Here is an 18014-nt window from a genome sequence, read left to right as displayed (position 1 = left end):
TCGTGGGAGGCCGCTGTGGCGGGGCGCAGGCGAGGCCGCGGAAACGCAAAGGGCCCGGCCGCCAATGGCGACCGGGCCCCGTTTGACGGCGCTGTTTGCGCGGGTCAGTAGCCGATGTTCTCGCCGATCCGGACCCAGCGTCCGTCCTGGACCTGGGAGAGGAAGGACTGATCGGAGCCCTGGCGCTTTTCGGGGCCGAAGCTCTGCACCGGACCGCCGAAGATATCGTGGTAATCCTCGATCGCTTCCATGCCGCCGATGAAGGAATCGACGGTCAGTTCACGGCCGGCGTTCTCGAGGCCGACCACGGTCAGGTCCGCGATCAGATAGCCGAGCTGCGAGGGGAAGTCGGGGTTCTTGCCGTACTCGTCGGAATAGGCCTTGGCCCACTGGCGAACCCGCTCGTCTTCCGCATCCGAATAGGCCATCTGGAAGCCGGTCATGGCCATGAAGCCTTCGGTCACGCCACCCTTCGCCGCGGCGGTGTAGCCGTTGTAGGTGGCGATGGAGCCGACGAAGTCCACGTCCCAGCCCATCTTGCGGGCCGTGGCGTAGGGGATGATCGTGTCGGAGACGATCGTGCCCATGTAGACGACGTCGCATTCGGCCTCGCGCAGCTTGGTGATGGCCGCGGTGAAGTCCTTGTCTGTCGGCTTGTGCGCCGTCTCGGCGACCACTTCCTGGCCCATCTCCTTGGCCTGGTCCTTGGCGCCCATCTCGATCTCGCGGCCGAAGTCCGTGTCCTGATACATCACGCAGGGCATGGTCTTGCCGTGCTGCTCGGCGAACAGCTTGAAGCCTGACCGGATCTGGTCGTAGTAGGTCGAGCCGGCGACGAACTTGAGCTCGTGGAACGGCTGGTACATCTGCCGCGCGGAGGTCAGCGGAAACAGGTTGGGAATCCCGGCGGCGAGCTGGCGCGGCAGCACCGCGTTGTTCATTGGCGTGCCCAGCGCGCCCAGCATCGCGAAGACCTGGTCGCGGTTGATCAGCTTGTTCGCCGCCTGCACCGCCTTCGGCACCTGGTATTCGTTGTCCTCGACCAGCAGCCTGAGCTGACGGCCATGGACGCCGCCATTGGCGTTGACCTCGTCGAAGCGCATCTTGATGCCCTCGACCGAGGGCACGCCCCAGACCGCGACCGGTCCGGACATGGCGGTGTGGATCCCGAACAGGACCTCCTCGTCGGTGACACCGCGGGTCTGGGCCTGGGCGGCGCCGGCGAACGCAAGCGCCGCCGCGCCCGCGATGAGCGTTGAGCGTTTCATGGAATACTCCCCTGTATGTCTGCCGCCGTTACACGTGGCGACGTTGCCTCCCCGGCAACACTAACAGACGCGAGCGAAATTCATCATGCAGCGTCTGCATACATGCTTTCGATCAGCGCCTCGTACTTCTTCTCGACGAACTTCCGCTTCAGTTTCATCGTCGGCGTGACTTCCTCGTCCTCGGGGTCGAGCTGTTTGTCGATCAGCTTGAACTTCTTGATCGTCTCGACCTGCGCGAACTTCTGGTTGACCTGCTCGATATGTTCGGCGATCAGCGCCTCGATCTCGGCCGCCCGCGCCAGGCTGCCGAAGCTGGTGAAGATGATGTCGTTGTCCTGCGCGTATTTCTCGACGTTCTCCTGGTCCAGCATGATCAGCGCCGTCAGGTACTTGCGCTTGTCCCCGATGATCACCGCGTCGGAGATGTAGGGCGAGAACTTAAGCTGGTTCTCGATCTCCGAGGGCGTGATGTTCTTGCCGCCGGCGGTAATGATGATGTCCTTCATCCGGTCGGTGATCTTGACATAGCCCTGATTGTCGATCCGGCCCACGTCGCCGGTGTGCAGCCAGCCGTCGACGATGGTCTCGGCGGTCTTCTCCGGCTGGTTCAGATAGCCCATGAAGATGTGGTGGCCCTTCAGCAGGATCTCGCCCTCAGGCGACAGCTTTGTCTCGCCATAGGGCACGGACCGGCCGACCCAGCCCAGCTTCAGGTCGCCGGGAACGTTGGTGGTGGCCAGGCCGCTGTTCTCGGTCTGGCCATAGAGTTCCAGCATCTCGATGCCCAGCGCCAGGTACCACTTGATCAGGTCCGGCGAGATCGGCGCCGCACCCGTGCCGACCCAGTCGACGCGGCTCAGGCCCATCAGGTTCTTGATGTTGCGCAGCACCAGGAAGTCGCCGATGCGGAAGCGCAGCTGTTCCAGCGCCCCCGGCGTCTGGCCCTCCAGCTTCTTCTCGGCGATCGCGTAGCCCCAGCCGAGCGCGGTCCGGTAGGCCAATTGCTGCAGCTTCGTGGCGTCCTTGACCGCGATGTTGATCTGGCTGAACAGCTTTTCCCAGATGCGCGGCACCGCAAAGAAGGTCGTCGGCTGGATCTCCTGGATGTTCTCGAACACCGTCTCCGGGTTCTCGACGAAGTTCGCGACATTGCCGGTGTAGAGCGCGAAATAGGTCAGCGTCCGCTCGGCCACGTGGCAGAGCGGCAGGAAGGCCATGCGCTCGCCGCCCGTCTCCTGGGGCAGCAGCTGCGTGCCGTTGACGATCTGGAACACCAGGTTGTTGTGGCTGATCATGGCGCCCTTGGGCGGGCCGGTGGTCCCGGAAGTGTAGACCAGGATCGCCAGGTCGCCGGGCTGCGCCATTTCCAGCAGTTCCGCCCAGCGGCCGGGATTGGCCTCCGCGTGGCGTGCGCCCTCGGCCATGAAGTCCGCGAAGCTGGTCGCCATCGGGTCGTCGAAATCCGCCAGCCCCTCCATGTCGAAGATCACGATCTTCTCCAGGCTGGGGCACCTGGCGCGGACGCTCAGCACCTTGTCGAGCTGCTCCTCGTCCTCGACGAAGATCGTGCGGCAGGCGGAATCGTTGACCAGGTATTCCACCTGCGCCGCGGCGTCGGTGGGGTAGATGCCCGCACAGACGGCGCCGATGCACTGGATGCCCATGTCGGCGTACATCCACTCGGGCAGGGTATTGGAGAGCACGCAGGCGACGTCGCCCTTCTTCAGGCCCTGCTTGTCCAGGGCCATGCCGACATTGCGCGCGCGCTCACCGAACAGGTCCCAGGTGATCTCCTGCCAGATGCCGTATTCCTTCTTGCGCATGGCGACATGGTCCGACCAGCCGGTCACCCGATGCCAGAACATCTTCGGAATGGTCGGCGCGTCCGGGTCCTCGTGCCACACGACCCGGCCGGTTTCGCCCTCGTAGCTGTGCTCGATCAGAGACGTGGTCACCATCAGAAAGCTCCCTGCGCTCCGCCGCCTCAGCGCCAGAGCTTCTTCTTCTTCCAGCGCCGCTCGGCGCGCTGGCCTTCCTCCTGGACGCCCAGATAGAACTCCTGGATGTCTTCCTTTTCGATCAGCCGTTCGCAGGTGTCTTCCATGACGATGCGGCCGACCTCGAGGACATAGCCGTACTTCGCGGTCTTGAGCGCCATGTGGGCGTTCTGCTCGACCAGAAGCATGGTCATCTTCCGCTCCTGGTTGAGACGCGTGATGATCTCGAAGATTTCCTTCACCAGCCGCGGCGACAGGCCCAGCGACGGCTCGTCCAGCAGCATCATCGTCGGCCTCGACATCAGCGCGCGGCTGATCGCCAGCATCTGCTGCTCGCCGCCCGAAAGCTGCCCGGCCGGCTGGTCGCGGCGCTCCTTCAGGACGGGGAAGTAGTTGAACACCATGTCGATGTCGTCGGCGACGCCGCGCGCGTCCTTGCGCGTGTAGGCGCCCATGCGCAGGTTTTCCTGCACCGACAGGAAGGGGAAGACCTCGCGGCCCTCGGGCACGTGGCTGATGCCCTGACGCATCACCCAGTCGGGTTCCTTCGAGGTGATGTCCTGGCCGCGATAGGTGACCTTGCCCTTGCGGGGGTCCATCACGCCGGAGATGGTCTTCAGGATGGTGGTCTTGCCGGCGCCGTTGGAGCCCAGAACGGTGACGATGTCGCCCTGGTTGACCTCCAGGCTGACGCCGCGGATGGCCACGATCGGACCGTAGTAGGTCTCCACATTGGAGATGGTGAGTATCGGCTCGCTCAACTCCTCAGCCCCCCAGGTAGGCGCGGATGACTTCGTCGTTGGACTGCACCTCGGCGGGTGTGCCCATGGCGATGACCCGGCCGTAGTTCAGCGCCAGCACGCGGTCGGAAACCCGGTTCACCAGGCTCATGTCGTGTTCGACCATCAGCACCGTGATGCCCAGCAGGTCCCGGATGTCCTTGATCCAGAACGCCATGTCGGTGGTCTCCTCGACGTTGAGGCCCGACGACGGCTCGTCCAGCAGCAGCAGCCGCGGCTCGGTGCAGAGTGCGCGGCCCAGCTCCACCACCTTGCGTACCCCGTAGGGCAGGTTGGCGATCCGCTGGTCGCGGTAGCGGGCGAGGTCGAGGAACTCGACCACCTCCTCCACCTTCCTGCGGTGCTCCAGCTCGTGGCGGCGCACCGAGGGCAGGAAGAAGATGTCGCCCAGGAAGTTGCCGCTGCGGTGCGCGTGGCGGCCGATCAGCAGGTTCTGCAGCACCGTCGCCTGCTCGAACAGCTCGATGTTCTGGAACGTGCGCGCGATGCCCATTTTCGCGATCAGGTGCGGCGCCACCCCGGTGATGTCCTGATCGTCGTAGATCAGCCGCCCCTCGGAGGGCTCGTAGATGCGGCTGATCAGGTTGAAGATGGTGGTCTTGCCCGCGCCGTTCGGCCCGATGATGGTGAACACCTCGCCGGCGCCGACCTCGAAGTCGACCCCGTCGACGGCCTTCACGCCGCCGAAGTGGATTGCCAGGCTGTCTGCCTTGAAGAACGTCACCGCAGCCGCTCCGTCTTCAGGTACGATTTCTGCCGCTTGAAGGTGGCCTTCTTGTACAGCGGGAAGAGGTCGAAATAGGTCTTGATCTTCAGCCAGCGGCCATAGAGGCCGAAGGGCTCGAAGATGATGAAGCTCACCAGCAGCAGCCCGAAGATGCCGATCTCCAGGCCCGGCGCGTTGACGAAGCGGACCAGCCATTCCATCCAGGTGACATCGCCGAACCCGGCGGTCACCCAGTCGCGGGCGATCGGCAGCATCACCTTCAGCACCACCAGGAAGGCCGCGCCGAGCACCGCGCCCTGGATGGTGCCGATGCCGCCGACGACGCAGATCAGCAGCAGCTCGATGGAGATGAAGATGTTGAAGGCGTCCGGCGCCAGATGGCTGATCTGGTGCGCGAACAGGCCGCCGGCGATGCCGGTGACGAAGGCCGAGATGCCGAAGGCGGTGGTCTTGTAGCGCGCCAGGTTGATGCCGTTGGACTGGGCGGAAATCTCAGAATCGCGGATGGCGACGAAGGCCCGGCCCGTCGGGCTGCGCATCAGGTTGCGCGCCAGCAGGGCCGCCAGCACCAGGACGATGGCGCAGATGTAATAGAGCGAGACCGGGTTCCACAACTCGGTCCAGCCGACATGCAGGCCGCCGACGGCGAACCATTCGCCCTGGTAGATCGCCTGGGTCTGGAACGACAGGAAGTCGGGCGCCGCCACCGGCAGGCCGTCGAAACCCCCGGTCACAGACGACCATTTCGACATCACCTCCTGGGTGATCAGGGCGACGGCCAGGGTCGCGATGGCCAGGTAGATGCCGTGCATGCGCAGCGTCGGCAGGCCGACCGCGACGCCCACCGCGCCGGACAGCAGCCCGGCCATGGGCAGCGAGATCAGGAACGGCACGCCCTGCTGCAGGAAATAGGCGTGGGCGTAGGCGCCGATGCCGAGGAAGGCTGAGTGGCCCAGGCTGACCATGCCGGTGAAGCCCAGCGCGATCATCAGGCCCAGCGCGGCGATGGCGTAGATCAGCCACATGTTGGCCTCGCCGACATAATAGACGTCGGCGAAGACGGGCAGCAGCAGCAGGAAGGCGAGGAACAGCCCGTAGGCGATCAGGTCGCCGCGGTGGCGCCACAGGCGCAGATCCTGTTCGTAGCGGGTCTTGAGGACGAATCTCATCGGCTCATACCTTCTTCCGGCCCATCTGCGAGAATATGCCCTCGGGCCGGAAGACCATCACCGCGAGCAGCACCGAGAAGACCATGATGTCCTTGTAGCCGGCGGGGAGGAGATAGTCCGAGAACTGCTCCACCATGCCGATGATGATGCCGCCGACCAGGGCGCCCGGGATCGAGCCGAAGCCGCCCACGACCGCGCCGGCGAAGGCCTTGATGGCGATGAAGCCGATCGAGGGATCCATGACGTTGGCGATGGGCATCATCATGACGCCGGTGATCCCCGCCACGCCGGCGGAGATGCCCCAGATCAGCGAGAAGATCATCGCCACCGGAATGCCCATGTAGTAGGCGGCGAGCTGGTTCTGCGAGGCCGCCTGCATGGCGACGCCGACCCGGGTGCGCTGGAAGAAGAAGTAGAGCACCGCGCACAGCACCAGGGTGCCGCCCATGGCCGCCAGCTTGCCGACGTCCAGCGTCACGCTGGCGACCTGCATCGCCTTGCCGGTGAACGGCGTCAGGAAGGCGATCTGCTCGACATTGTAGGCGTAGGGCATGACGAAGCGCAGCACGTAGCCGATGCCGATCGTCGCCATGACGATGGAGAACTGCGGCTGGCCGATCAGCCGTCGGATGACCACGATGTCGAGGAAGAAGCCGAACACGATCATCACGGCGATGGTCAGCAGGAAGCCGAGCCAGTAGTTCAGCCCGAGCACGCCGATCAGGCCGAAGGCGACGAACGCGCCGACCATCATCAGGTCGCCCTGGGCGAAGTTGACCACTTCCGTCGCCTTGTAGATCAGCACGAAGCCGAGCGCGATCAGGCCGTAGATGCAGCCGAGCGAAAGCCCGTTGATCAGCAACGAGATGTAGATCTGCATGGTATCCACAGGCGTTCATCCTCCCCAATGCCGCCCGGCATCCTGAATCTGTCGATCCGGTGACCCGGACCTCTCCCTCCGCCGGTGCGCCTTCCGTTGTCGTGTCCGAGGCGCTAGCTTTTGATCCGGCAGGTCGGCGAAGCATAAGCGACGGTCATGACCTGTCAATCGGCTCGGGAAGGGGAGGAATACCTTGGCCTACGCGATACCTTTCGTGCGCGAGATGGACTTCGAATATGGCGAGCCCGACCGGCTCAGCCCGCTGATTCGCCGTGTCGTCTGCCGCAATCCGGGCGCCTTCACCTTCATGGGCACGGGCACCTACATCATCGGCGAGGGCAGGGTCGCGATCGTCGACGCCGGCCCGGCGGACCCGAATCACATCGCGGCGGTCCTCAAGGCCGTGGAAGGCGAGACGGTGACCCACCAGCTGGTCACCCACACCCATGTCGACCACAGCCCCGGCGCGCGCCTGATCAAGGAGGCCACCGGCGCGGAGACCTGGGCCTATGGTCCGCACGGTTCCGGCAAGGACGGCCCGAAGGTGGAGGAGGGCGGCGACTTCGACTTCGCGCCCGACCACCAGGTGCGCGACGGCGACGTCATCGAGGGCGACGGCTGGTCGGTCGAGTGCGTGCACACGCCCGGCCACACCTCCAACCACATCTGCTTCGGCCTGCGCGAGGAGAAGGCGCTGTTCACCGGCGACCACATCATGGGCTGGTCGACCACCATCGTCTCGCCGCCCGACGGCGACATGACCGACTATTTCAACTCGCTGGACAAGCTGCTGGCCCGCGACGACGTCCGCTACTACCCGACCCACGGCGTGCCGATCGACAACGTCCACGACTTTGTCCGCGCCTACCGCGCGCACCGGCAACTGCGCGAGAAGCAGATCCTGGATGTCCTCGCCGACGGGCCGAAGACCATTCCGGAGATGGTCGCGGTGATGTACGCCGATGTCGACCGCTCCCTGCACCGGGCCGCGGCGCGCTCGGTCTTCGCGCATCTGCTGCACATGGCCGGCGACGGCCGCGTGAAGGCCGACGGCGAGCCGACCGCGAACGCCGTCTACAGCCTCTGAAGCGCAGCAAGCGGGGGCATACGGAGGAATGACCGAAGATTCGTGCTTGCAGAATTTGCCATCAATAACTAGATTGCCAGCGTGAACAGCAAGCAACGTCGGACGCTGCAGTCTGTGTTCCGGGATCCCGTCTCCGGTACCATCCTCTGGTCTGATATCGAGAAGCTGCTCGTCGCCGCGGGCGCGGAGTCGATCGAGGGGCGCGGATCGCGCGTCCGGTTCGCCAGGGACGGCGCGGTCGCGTCGTTCCACCGGCCGCATCCCGCCCCGGAAGCAAAACGCTATCAGGTCCGCGAAGCCCGGCGCTTTCTGATGGAGATCGGAGTCACGCCGTGAACACGATGAGCTACAAGGGCTACAGCGCCCGCATCGAGTATGACGACCAGGACGAAATCTTCTTCGGCCGTCTGGCCGGCATCCGGGATTCGGTCAGCTTTCACGCCGATACGGTCGGCGACCTGAAGGCGGCGTTCCACGATGCGGTCGACGACTATCTCGAGACCTGCGCCCGCATCGGCAAGACGCCGCAGAAACCCTATAGCGGCCGCATGATGTTCCGCGTGGCCCCCGAAACCCACCGCCGTGCGGCCCTCGCCGCCGAGCTGGCCGGCAAGAGCCTGAACCAGTGGGCGGAGGATGTTCTGGATGAAGCGTCGCGCAAGGCGGGTTAGGGCGGGCGCTGGCGCAGCCGTGACTGGCGCGAAGCGGCCGCGGGCGCTAGATCGGGCGTCATGGGCGATTTCCTGATCGAGAACGAGGGGGCGGTCCGCATCGCGGTCTTCGTCGCCGTTCTGGCCGGCATGGCGGGGCTGGAACGGCTCGTGCCGAAGCGCCCGCTGGGCCAGCCGCGTCCGCGCCGCTGGTTCGCCAATCTTGCGGTGGTCGCCGTCGACACCGCGGCGCTGCGCCTGGGCTTCTTCTTCCTCCCCGCCCTTGCCGTCGGCTTTGCAGCGCTGCTGGAGGCCGAGGGCGTTGGCCTGTTGAACGTGGTTGCGCTGCCTTACTGGGCCGATTTCCTGATCGCGGTCCTGCTGCTGGATCTTGTGATCTATGGCCAGCATGTCGCCTTCCACCATGTCCCGTTCCTGTGGCGGATGCACCGAATGCATCATGCGGACCTGGACATCGACGTGACCACGGGGCTGCGTTTCCACCCCGGCGAGATCGTCCTGTCGATGCTGCTGAAGCTTGCGGTCATCGCCGCGCTCGGCGCTCCGGCGCTGGCCGTGCTGGTGTTCGAGATCGCGCTGAACGGCCTGGCCATGTTCAACCATTCCAATATCGACCTGCCCGGCTGGCTGGAGCGTCCCCTGCGCCGGCTGATCATCACGCCGGACGTCCACCGCGTGCATCATTCGACCATCGTCCGGGAGCACAATTCGAACTTCGGCTTCAACCTCTCGGTCTGGGACCGCATCTTCCGCACCTGGCGGGCGCAGCCGGAGAAAGGTCACCGGGGCATGGACATCGGCCTCGGCGCCTATCGCGACGGGGCGCGGCAGGGACTGCTGTGGATGATGGCCCTGCCGTTCCGGCGGCTATGAGCGCCGCCCTCAGCGTCGTCATTCCGGCGCTGGACGCCGCCCGGACCATCGGCGCGGCCATCGACAGCGTGGCCGGCCCGCGAACGAGCGAGGTTCTCGTGGCCGACGGCGGCTCGACGGACGACACGCGGGCCGTCGCGGAAGCTCATGGCGCGCAGGTGATCGAAGCGCCGAAGGGACGTGGCGCTCAACTGCGCGCCGGCGCGGCGGCGGCGGGCGGCGACTGGCTGCTGTTCCTGCACGCCGACACCCGGCTCAGCCCGTCCTGGCAGGCCGAGGCCGGCAACTTCATGGACATTCCGTCGAACCGGCGGCGGGCCGGCGTCTTCCGGTTCCGCCTCGACAGCGGCGCCCCCGAGGCGCGGCGGCTGGAGGGCCGCGTGGACTGGCGCTGCCGCAGGCTGGGCCTGCCCTATGGCGATCAGGGTCTGCTGATCTCACGCCGCCTTTACGACGAGATCGCCGGCTTCGCCCCGGTTCCCCTGATGGAGGACGTCGATATCGTCCGCCGCATCGGCCGCAGGCGGCTGCATTTCTTCGACGCGGCCGCGGTCACTTCGGCGGCGAAGTTCGAGCGCGATGGCTGGCGGCGGCGTTCGGCGCGCAATCTCGTCTGCCTGACCCTCTGGTTCGCCGGGGTCCCGCCGCGCCTGATCGCCCGGCTCTACGGCCGATGAGGCGGACCCTCATCATCTTCGCGAAGGCCCCGCGGATGGGCTCGGTGAAGACCCGGCTGGCGCGCGGTATCGGTCACGCCGCCGCGCTGGCGTTCTATCGCGCGACGCTGTCGCGGACGATCGCCCTGGGGTGCGGCCTGAAGGGCGTCCGGACGCTGATCCGGGTGACGCCGGACGACGCCACCGGCAGCCGCGCCTTTCCCGCCGGCCTGCCACGCCTGCCCCAGGGCCGCGGCGACATCGGCGAGCGGATGAAGCGGGCGCTCGATGCCACGCCGGGCGACGCGGTGCTGGTCGGCTGCGACATACCCGGGATGACCGCCGACGACCTCGGCGCGGCCTTCGCGGCGCTGCGCCGCCACGATGCCGTCTTCGGTCCGGCTGCCGATGGCGGCTTCTGGCTCGTGGGACTGAAAAGGGGCTTCCGCCCGGCGCGTCTGTTCCGCGGCGTGCGCTGGTCGGTGCCCGAGACGCTGGCCGACAGCCTCGCCACGCTGCCCGCCCATGCGCGGGTGGCGCGCCAGCGCACCTTGAACGACATCGACGATGTGGACGATTATGCCGCGCTCAGGGCCGGGAGCGGGGGTACATCATGAAGTTCGGCATCGGACAGGCGGTCACGCGCGTCGAGGACCGGCGGTTCACCACCGGCCTGGGCAATTATCTGGACGACGCCGCGCCCGAAGGTTGCCTGCACGGCTTCGTCGTGCGCGCGCCGGTCGCGCACGCCCGCATCCGCTCGATCGACGTCGAGGCCGCCCGCGCGGCGCCCGGCGTCCGCGCGATCTATGTGGGACAGGACTGGCCCGACGCCGGGCTGAAGCCGATCCCGATCCGCGCCGCGCTGGAAAATGTGGACGGCAGCCCGCTGACCGTGCCGCCGCGCTGGCCGCTGGCGATCGACCGCGTGCGCCACGCCGGCGAGGGCGTCGCCTTCATTGTCGCCGAGAGCCGGCGCGCCGCCGAGGACGCGGCCGATCTGGTCGAGGCCGACTATGACGAACTCGACGTGGTGACGGATTCGGTGGCGGCGCTGGGCGACGGCGCGCCGCTGCTGCACGAGGAAGCGCCCGGCAACCGCGCCTTCCACTGGTCGAAGGGCGAGCGGGCGCCGGTGGAGAAGGCGCTGGCGGATGCCGCCCACGTCGCAGAGCTCCGGCTGGTCAACAACCGCATCGTCATCAACCCGATGGAGCCGCGTGGCGCGCTCTGCCTCTACGACGCCGACAGCGGCGCGTTCACGCTCTCGGGCTCGATCCAGAACGTCTTCATGTTCCGCACCCTGCTCGCCGAGCAGATCTTCGGCATCGATCCGGCGAAGCTGAGGGTGGTCGCCTATGACGTCGGCGGCGGCTTCGGCGGCAAGAACCAGATCCAGCCCGAGCACGCCCTGGTGATGCATGCCGCGCGCGATCTCGCAGCGCCGGTGAAGTGGGTCTCCGACCGGGCCGAAGGATTTCTGACCGATGGCCAGGGCCGCGACCAGCAGACCCGCGTCCGTCTCGCGCTCGACAAGGATCATCGCTTCACCGGGCTCCATGTCGAAACCACGGCCAATCTGGGCGCCTATCTCTCCACCAACGGCCCCGTCGTGCCGACGGGTGCCACCGCCTCGGTACTGGGCGGGGCCTATGACATCCCTTCCGTCTTCACCGAGGTGCGCGGCGCCTTCACCAACACCGTGCCCACCGACGCCTATCGCGGCGCCGGGCGCCCCGAGGCCTGCTATCTGCTGGAGCGGGTGGTGGAGATTGCCGCGGCCGATCTGGGCGTCGACGCGATCGATCTCAGGCGCCGCAACCTGATCCGGCCGGAGAAGCTGCCCTACAAGGCGTCGCTGGGGCACCTGATCGATTCCGGCGGCTTCGAGGACCTGATGGACCGCGCCATCGCCAACGCCGACTGGGACGGGTTCGAGGCGCGCAAGGCGCAATCTGCCGCCCGAGGCCGCATCCGGGGGCGGGGGCTGGCCTGTTACCTGGAGGCGACGCTGGGCGTGCCGAATGAATACGCCCGGATCGACTTCGACGCCGATGGCGGGGTTACGCTCTCGGTCGGCACCCAGTCCAACGGCCAGAGCCACGAAACCACCTTCGCGCAGATCGTGCACGAGAAGCTGGGCGTGGATTTCCACAGGATCCGCTTCCGCCAGTCGGACACGGCGGCGACGCCGCTCGGAAACGGTCATGGCGGCTCGCGTTCGCTGCAGCTCGCCGGCAGCGCCATTCTCGGCGCCTCGGACAAGGTGATCGAAAAGGCGAAGGCGCTGGCCGGCGAACTTCTGGAGGCGGCGGCCGCCGACATCGAACTGCATGACGGCGCGTTCCGCGTCGTCGGCACCGACCGCAGCGTCGGCTGGGACGCGGTGGCGGTGGCGGCGTTCGCAGCCGACCGCCCGGAGAGCGGCCAGGGCCTTTCCGGCGACGACGAGTACACCCGCGCCGGCAACGCCTATCCCAATGGCTGCCACATCGCCGAGGTGGAGATCGACCCGGAGACGGGCCTGATCGACGTCGTCACCTACACGGCGGTCGACGATTTCGGCCGCATCGTCAATCCGCTGGTGGTCCGCGGGCAGGTAATGGGCGGCATCGTCCAGGGGCTCGGCCAGGCGGTGCTGGAGCACACGGTCTACGATGCGGAAACGGCGCAGCTCGTCTCCGGCACGTTCATGGACTACGCCATGCCGCGGGCGGATCATCTGCCCGCGACCCGGATCGACTTCTACGAGGACGCGCCGACCGAGACCTCGCCGATGGGCGTCAAGGGCTGCGGCGAGGCGGGCACCATCGCCGGCCCGCCGGCCATCGTTTCGGCGGTCTGCAACGCGCTCGGTCTGCGCCACATCGACATGCCGCTGACCCCGGAGAAGGTTTGGGGGGCGGCGCGCGGCCGCTGACCCCCGAGACAATGTGTCGGCGGCGACAGTATTTCGTGAGGCAACCGGCTACCTATCTATGGCAGAAGGCGCCTTTCGGCGCCGAACGCCCTGAACGGGCGGAGGATGGAGTAGCCAATGTCCTTCGAAGGGGCGCCGATCGAGCCCGATGTCTGGCATGCATATGAGGAAGGCGGCGGCTTTATCCTCGACGGGACACTGGCGTTCCAGCGCAGCCTGACGCGACGCGGCTACGATTACTGGCGCGACCTCCGCGGAGACGCCGCGGGTCCGCGCAAATCCGATCTCGATCCCGCCAGCATCGTGCCTCTGCTGCCCTATGTCGTGCTGATCGACATCATCCGGGACGCGAACGGAGCGCGCGACTACCGGGTCCGGCTGATGGGCACGGTCGCAGCGGCGAACCACGGCGACGGCACCGGGATGCTGGTTTCCAGTCATCTGAGCGGCAAACCCCTCTACCGCATTCGCGGCGCGATCGACCACGTCGCCCGACATGGCCGGCCCGTGCGGCTGGCGTCGGTTTCGGGCTACGAGAACCGGGAGTGGCTCAATGGCGAGGGCTTCTACGCGCCGCTGCTGTCGGAGGCGGGCGGTCTGGATCACGTCTTCATCGTGGCCGACATCTGGTCCTCGGCGGCGCCGGTCAACGCCGCCCCGGACGAGGGTTGAACGTCGCCCTGGACGGGGGCTGAACGCCGTCCCCGCGCTCAGCCTTTCGGGGCGATCACCGCGTCGAGGGCGATTGCGCCGTCCGGTCCCGCCAGGATCGGGTTGACGTCGATCGACTCGAAGCGGTCGGCATTGGCCGCGGCGAAGACGGACAGCCTGGAAAGGATATCCGCCAGAACATCCAGGTCCGCCGGCTCGGCGCCGCGCGCGCCCTGCAGAAGCGGCAGCCCCTTCAGTTCCCCGATCATCCGCCGCGCCTCGCCCCGGCCGAACGGCGCGACGCGGAAGGTGACATCCTTCAGCACCTCGACGAAGACGCCGCCCAGGCCGAACATCACCGTCGGTCCGAAAACGGGGTCGTTCTGCACCCCGATGATGCATTCGACGCCGCCCTTCGCCATGGGCGCGACCAGCACGCCGTCGATCACGGCCTTCGGCGCATGCTCCCGCGCGCCGGCCATGATCGCCTCGAAGGCGGCTTCGGCCTCCTCCGGCCCGATGTTGAGCTTGACGCCACCGATGTCGGACTTGTGCTGGATGTCGGCCGACAGGATCTTCATCACCGTCTGCGTGCCGAGCTCCTCGACTGCGGCCCTGGCTTGGGTGGCGGAGGTCGCGACCTTCATTTCCGGATAGGGCACGCCGGCGGCGGCCAGAAGCTGAGCCGCCTCGTACTCGTTCGGCGTCTTTGCCGGGATCGCGGCGGTGGCGGCCGCATCGGGCAGGGGATCGTCGTCGCCGCCACGGTCGAAGCCCTCCCGGATGCGCGCCAGCGCCTCGAGGATGCGCAGGCCGCGGTTCATGTCGTCCATGACGAGATACTGGCTCGCCTCGAACTTGCGGCGGTTCTCATCGTTGCAGAGCATGGAGACGGCCATGATCGCGTCCGGATACTTCTTCCGGATCGCAGGAAAGATCTCGTTCATGCCGACCATGATCCGGTCAGAGAAGCCGACGGCCGAGAGGAAGACCATGGTCATGTCGACCTTGCCGTGCTCCAGCATCGCTTCCAGGCCCTTGCCGAGCAGGTCGAACTGGTTGGTGGCCATGGCGGTGACGTCGACGGGGTTGCGCGCAGAAGCGTAGGGCATGGCCGCCTTGACGCCGTCCTGCGCCACCTTGGGCAGCTCCGGCACTTCCAGTCCGATCTTCTCCGCTTCGTCGGATGCCATGACGCCCGCGCCGCCGGAGACCGTGACGATGCCGAGCCGCCGGCCCTTCGGCAGCGGACTGGTCAGCGCCGCCGCGGCGACGTCCATCATCTCCTCCAGGCTGTGGGCGCGGTAGACGCCGTACTGGCGGAAGACGGCGTCGAAGACCGCGTCCGCGCCAGCCAGCGAAGCCGTGTGGGTCGCGGCCGCCGCCGCGCCGACCGCGGATGCGCCGACCTTCATCGCGATCACGGGCTTGCGCGCCGCCCGCGCCAGCTTCAGCGCCGCAATCAGCCGGTCGGCGTTCTTGCAGCCCTCCATGTAGGCGGTGATGACCTTCGTTTCCGGATCGCGCGCGCCGAAGGCGATGCAGTCGGCGACGTCGACGTCAACCTCGTTGCCGGTGGCGACCCAGGTGCGGATGCCGAGGCCCAGTTCCCGCGCCTGTACCAGGATGTGCGCGCCGACCGCGCCCGACTGGGTCATGATCGTCAGGCCGCCGGGCTTCGGCCAGCCATGGTCGAACATGGACGAGAAGGTGCCGATGGCCCAGGTCGCCGGCGTCAGCGTGCCGAGGCAGTTCGGCCCGCAGATCAGCATGCCCGACTGCGCGCTGATCTCGCGCAGGCGCTCCTGCCAGACCGCGCCCTCGCCGCCGACCTCGGCGAAGGAGGAGGAGAAGATGACGCAGGACTTCACGCCCGCTTCGGCCGCCGCCTCGACGACGCCGACGACTGCCGGCGCGGGCACGGTGACGATCGCCATGTCGATCGGCTGTCCCACATCGCGGATGTCGGCATAGGCCTTCAGGCCCTGGATCTCCTTCTCGCGGGTATTGATCGGGTAGATCGGCCCCTCGAAGGGCGCCTGGAGCATGTAGCGGATCGGCCGGCCGCCGAACTTGTAGGGCTCGTTCGAAGCGCCGATCACCGCAATGGACCGCGGTGTGATCAGCGCCGTGAGGTCACGGGGCTCGTTCATGGATGTCCTTCCGGCGTCAGGCGGCAAGCTGCATCAGGTCGGCGACGGAGGGCTGGTCCTCGATCGCCATCACGGCCGCCTTGAGCGCGCCGGCGCGGTTGCCGCCGATGACGGGCTCGGCCAGCATGTCGAACTTGTGGGCGATGCGTTCGCCCTGGGCTGCGACGTCATCCGCCGGAATCCCGGAATCGTGCTCTACAGAAAGCCGCCTTCCGTCCCGGGTCTCGATGACGATTTCGGACCAGGTGGACGGCACGCCGGAGACGAGGTCGACGTCGACCTTCTCGCGGATGGCGTTGAGCCCGGCGTCGGTGGCATTGGCTTCGGTGTAGCTGGCCATGCCCGCCGTATCGATGCCGGCCAGCGCGAAGGCTGCGGTCATGCGCAGCGAGAACTTGGTCTCCAGACCCGTCTTCGGGGCGGGGATGTTGCAAACGCGGTCGGCGCCCTTCTCGACCCGAAGCGTCGCGGAGACGATGTCGGCCGGGTCCAGCGTCTCGCCGGTCCTGAGCTTGGCCCCGCACTCGATGCCTGCGTGGGTGAGGTAGCAGGCGGCGTGGTACTTGAAGAGATTGTTGCGCACGTGGAAGCCGCCACCCGGCGCGGGGCCGGTCGCGGCCTCCGGATTGAAGTGCTTCGAATGGGTGTCGGCGAAGCCCTGGGCGCAGTCCAGGATGTCGCCGCGGGAGGAGAACCCGCGGCGGGCCATGGTCGCGGCCAGCAGGCCCGCCTCGGTCGCCCGGCCCGCGTGGAAGGGCTTGCAGTCGGTGCCGAACTGGCTCTTCAGGCCCGCCGCCATGGTGCCGGCGATGCCGAAGGCGCGGGCCATCCGCTCCTCGTCCAGCCCCAGCAGCCGCCCGCAGGCCGCCGCCGCCCCGAAGGTTCCCGCCGTCGCCGTCGAATGGAAGCCCATGGCGTAATGGCCGGGCATGACCAGCGCGCCGACCCGGCAGGCGGTCTCGTAGCCGGCGACGAAGGCGGTCAGCACCTCGGCGCCGGAGGCTCCGGTCTTCTCCGCCAAGGCCAGCAGGCCGCCGGCGACTGCCACCGTCGCATGGCCGGACAGGGTCATGTTGACGTCGTCATAGTCGTGAGCGTGGCTGGCGGTGCCGTTGACCAGCGCCGCCTGACGGCTGGCCAGCTTGCGTCCCAGACCGACCAGTGTCGCCTGCGGATGGCCGCCCTGATCCTCGGCCTCCTCGGCGACCAGGCGCGTGCAGGGCTCGGACGCCCCGGCGATGGTGACGCCGAACCAGTCCAGCAGGCACTGGCGGGCGACCGCCCGGGCGTCGTCGTCTATGTCATCGATCGCCAGCCCCGACGCCATCCGCGCCAGGGTGCGTGTCACCTCCGTATCGGCCATCAGCCAGCATCCTCCCTCAGCGCCCCTTGAAACGGGGTTCGCGTTTTTCGGCGAAGGCAAGCATAGCTTCCTTCGAATCCTCCGTCTTCCCCAGCTCCCATGTCATGGTCTGCTCGAAGCGGTAGCCGTCGCGCAGGCTCATTTCCTCGAAGGTGTTGGCGGAATGCTTGGCGATTTCCACCGCGACCGGGCTCTTGGAGGCGATCTCGGCGGCGATGGCGTGGGCGGCGGGGATCAGCTCGTCGCGGGGCACGCAGGCCTCGGCGACCCCCAGCCGGTAGCATTCCTCGCCCGAGACGCGCATGCCGGTGAACATCATCCGCCGCGTGCGGCTGTGGCCGAACAGCCGCATGCAGTGACGCCCGCCCCCGGCGAGGCCGACATTGATTTCGGGCAGACCGATCGAAGCGTCGTCGGCGCAGACGATGATGTCGGCGGAGGCGACCAGGGCGAGGCCCGCGCCCAGCGCCGCGCCGCCGACGGCGGCGACGACCGGAATGCGGCATTCCATGATCGAGTGGAAGCATTCCCGGGCGCGGCGGCTGTGCTGCCAGTGATCGCCCGGACCGCGCTTCGACTTCGCCCGGTCCTTGATCTCGGCGCCGGCGGAGAAGTGCTTGAAGGCCGAGCAGAGCAGTATCGCGCGGGCTTCAGGGGCGTCGGCGAGCCGGTCGAAGACCAGCATCATCTGGTCGTGGAAGGGCTGCGACTGCGCGTTGACCGGACCGGCGGCCATGGTCACGGTGGCCACGTGATCGTCGCCGATCTCGCAACGGATGAGTTCTGTGCCGTAATCCAT

General features: G+C 67.4%; 17 protein-coding genes. 8 read left to right on the top strand and 9 right to left on the bottom strand.

Annotation, left to right across the window (positions count from 1 at the left end; translation table 11 throughout):
• Window positions 1–104 precede the first annotated feature (104 nt).
• The 6 genes from TEF_20860 to TEF_20835 all read right to left on the bottom strand — a co-directional run bounded on the left by TEF_20860 (window position 105) and on the right by TEF_20835 (window position 6841).
• Window positions 105–1268 (bottom strand): hypothetical protein, encoded by a 1164-nt coding sequence (locus TEF_20860; GenBank protein ID ANK82977.1) that lies wholly within the window; start codon window positions 1266–1268, stop codon window positions 105–107.
• An 83-nt stretch (window positions 1269–1351) separates the two neighbouring features.
• The gene (locus TEF_20855) at window positions 1352–3172 is read right to left on the bottom strand and encodes a fatty-acid--CoA ligase (protein ANK83645.1); all 1821 of its coding nucleotides are present in this window, start codon (window positions 3170–3172) and stop codon (window positions 1352–1354) included.
• 80 nt (window positions 3173–3252) lie between these two features.
• Window positions 3253–4026: an ABC transporter ATP-binding protein gene (locus tag TEF_20850; protein ID ANK82976.1), complete on the bottom strand. Its 774-nt coding sequence runs from the start codon at window positions 4024–4026 to the stop codon at window positions 3253–3255.
• Window positions 4027–4030: 4 nt separating this feature from the next.
• Window positions 4031–4789, bottom strand: a complete 759-nt coding sequence (locus tag TEF_20845) for an ABC transporter ATP-binding protein (protein ANK82975.1) — start codon at window positions 4787–4789, stop codon at window positions 4031–4033.
• Window positions 4786–5961, bottom strand: a complete 1176-nt coding sequence (locus tag TEF_20840) for a hypothetical protein (GenBank protein ID ANK82974.1) — start codon at window positions 5959–5961, stop codon at window positions 4786–4788. Before TEF_20840 ends, TEF_20845 begins: the two co-directional genes overlap by 4 nt.
• 4 nt (window positions 5962–5965) lie before the next feature.
• Complete coding sequence (locus TEF_20835) at window positions 5966–6841, bottom strand: ABC transporter permease (protein ANK83644.1); 876 nt, start codon at window positions 6839–6841, stop codon at window positions 5966–5968.
• 223 nt (window positions 6842–7064) lie between these two features.
• On the opposite strand from TEF_20835, the gene TEF_20830 reads away from it, so the two are divergent.
• The 8 genes from TEF_20830 to TEF_20795 all read left to right on the top strand — a co-directional run bounded on the left by TEF_20830 (window position 7065) and on the right by TEF_20795 (window position 13720).
• Window positions 7065–7928 (top strand): MBL fold metallo-hydrolase, encoded by an 864-nt coding sequence (locus TEF_20830; protein ID ANK83643.1) that lies wholly within the window; start codon window positions 7065–7067, stop codon window positions 7926–7928.
• An 81-nt stretch (window positions 7929–8009) separates the two neighbouring features.
• Complete coding sequence (locus TEF_20825; GenBank protein ANK82973.1) at window positions 8010–8264, top strand: HicA protein; 255 nt, start codon at window positions 8010–8012, stop codon at window positions 8262–8264.
• A gap of 5 nt (window positions 8265–8269) precedes the next feature.
• A complete protein-coding gene (locus tag TEF_20820) occupies window positions 8270–8599 on the top strand; it encodes an antitoxin HicB (GenBank protein ANK83642.1) in 330 nt (109 codons plus the stop codon).
• 60 nt (window positions 8600–8659) lie between these two features.
• On the top strand, window positions 8660–9472 hold the full coding sequence (locus tag TEF_20815; GenBank protein ID ANK82972.1) for a fatty acid hydroxylase: 813 nt from the start codon (window positions 8660–8662) through the stop codon (window positions 9470–9472).
• A complete protein-coding gene (locus TEF_20810; GenBank protein ID ANK82971.1) occupies window positions 9469–10149 on the top strand; it encodes a glycosyl transferase family 2 in 681 nt (226 codons plus the stop codon). The genes TEF_20815 and TEF_20810 overlap by 4 nt, the downstream gene beginning before the upstream one ends.
• The gene (locus tag TEF_20805; protein ID ANK83640.1) at window positions 10146–10745 is read left to right on the top strand and encodes a hypothetical protein; all 600 of its coding nucleotides are present in this window, start codon (window positions 10146–10148) and stop codon (window positions 10743–10745) included. The genes TEF_20810 and TEF_20805 overlap by 4 nt, the downstream gene beginning before the upstream one ends.
• Entirely contained in the window at window positions 10739–13048 is a 2310-nt protein-coding gene (locus TEF_20800) for a hypothetical protein (protein ANK83641.1), read from the top strand. The genes TEF_20805 and TEF_20800 overlap by 7 nt, the downstream gene beginning before the upstream one ends.
• Window positions 13049–13165: 117 nt before the next feature.
• On the top strand, window positions 13166–13720 hold the full coding sequence (locus tag TEF_20795) for a hypothetical protein (protein ANK82970.1): 555 nt from the start codon (window positions 13166–13168) through the stop codon (window positions 13718–13720).
• A 38-nt stretch (window positions 13721–13758) separates the two neighbouring features.
• Here TEF_20795 and TEF_20790 read toward each other — a convergent pair whose 3' ends face one another.
• The 3 genes from TEF_20790 to TEF_20780 are packed head-to-tail and all read right to left on the bottom strand — an operon-like array spanning window position 13759 to window position 18014.
• A complete protein-coding gene (locus TEF_20790) occupies window positions 13759–15852 on the bottom strand; it encodes a hypothetical protein (protein ID ANK82969.1) in 2094 nt (697 codons plus the stop codon).
• 16 nt (window positions 15853–15868) lie between these two features.
• Window positions 15869–17215, bottom strand: a complete 1347-nt coding sequence (locus TEF_20785) for a hypothetical protein (protein ANK82968.1) — start codon at window positions 17213–17215, stop codon at window positions 15869–15871.
• Between the two features lie 16 nt (window positions 17216–17231).
• Window positions 17232–18014: an enoyl-CoA hydratase gene (locus TEF_20780; protein ANK82967.1), complete on the bottom strand. Its 783-nt coding sequence runs from the start codon at window positions 18012–18014 to the stop codon at window positions 17232–17234.

This window comes from Rhizobiales bacterium NRL2 (assembly GCA_001664005.1).
GTDB lineage: Bacteria > Pseudomonadota > Alphaproteobacteria > Minwuiales > Minwuiaceae > Minwuia.
Note: the sequence above shows the minus strand (reverse complement) of the source record. Positions and strands in the feature narration are given on the sequence as shown.

Excerpts from the sequence above, each read along its gene's own strand:
- TEF_20860 (ANK82977.1), bottom strand. The coding sequence starts at position 1,268 with ATGAAACGCTCAACGCTCATCGCGGGCGCGGCGGCGCTTGCGTTCGCC.
- TEF_20840 (ANK82974.1), bottom strand. The coding sequence starts at position 5,961 with ATGAGATTCGTCCTCAAGACCCGCTACGAACAGGATCTGCGCCTGTGG.
- TEF_20835 (ANK83644.1), bottom strand. The coding sequence starts at position 6,841 with ATGCAGATCTACATCTCGTTGCTGATCAACGGGCTTTCGCTCGGCTGC.
- TEF_20830 (ANK83643.1), top strand. The coding sequence starts at position 7,065 with ATGGACTTCGAATATGGCGAGCCCGACCGGCTCAGCCCGCTGATTCGC.
- TEF_20820 (ANK83642.1), top strand. The coding sequence starts at position 8,270 with ATGAGCTACAAGGGCTACAGCGCCCGCATCGAGTATGACGACCAGGAC.
- TEF_20815 (ANK82972.1), top strand. The coding sequence starts at position 8,660 with ATGGGCGATTTCCTGATCGAGAACGAGGGGGCGGTCCGCATCGCGGTC.
- TEF_20810 (ANK82971.1), top strand. The coding sequence starts at position 9,469 with ATGAGCGCCGCCCTCAGCGTCGTCATTCCGGCGCTGGACGCCGCCCGG.
- TEF_20805 (ANK83640.1), top strand. The coding sequence starts at position 10,146 with ATGAGGCGGACCCTCATCATCTTCGCGAAGGCCCCGCGGATGGGCTCG.
- TEF_20795 (ANK82970.1), top strand. The coding sequence starts at position 13,166 with ATGTCCTTCGAAGGGGCGCCGATCGAGCCCGATGTCTGGCATGCATAT.
- TEF_20790 (ANK82969.1), bottom strand. The coding sequence starts at position 15,852 with ATGAACGAGCCCCGTGACCTCACGGCGCTGATCACACCGCGGTCCATT.
- TEF_20785 (ANK82968.1), bottom strand. The coding sequence starts at position 17,215 with ATGGCCGATACGGAGGTGACACGCACCCTGGCGCGGATGGCGTCGGGG.
- TEF_20780 (ANK82967.1), bottom strand. The coding sequence starts at position 18,014 with ATGGATTACGGCACAGAACTCATCCGTTGCGAGATCGGCGACGATCAC.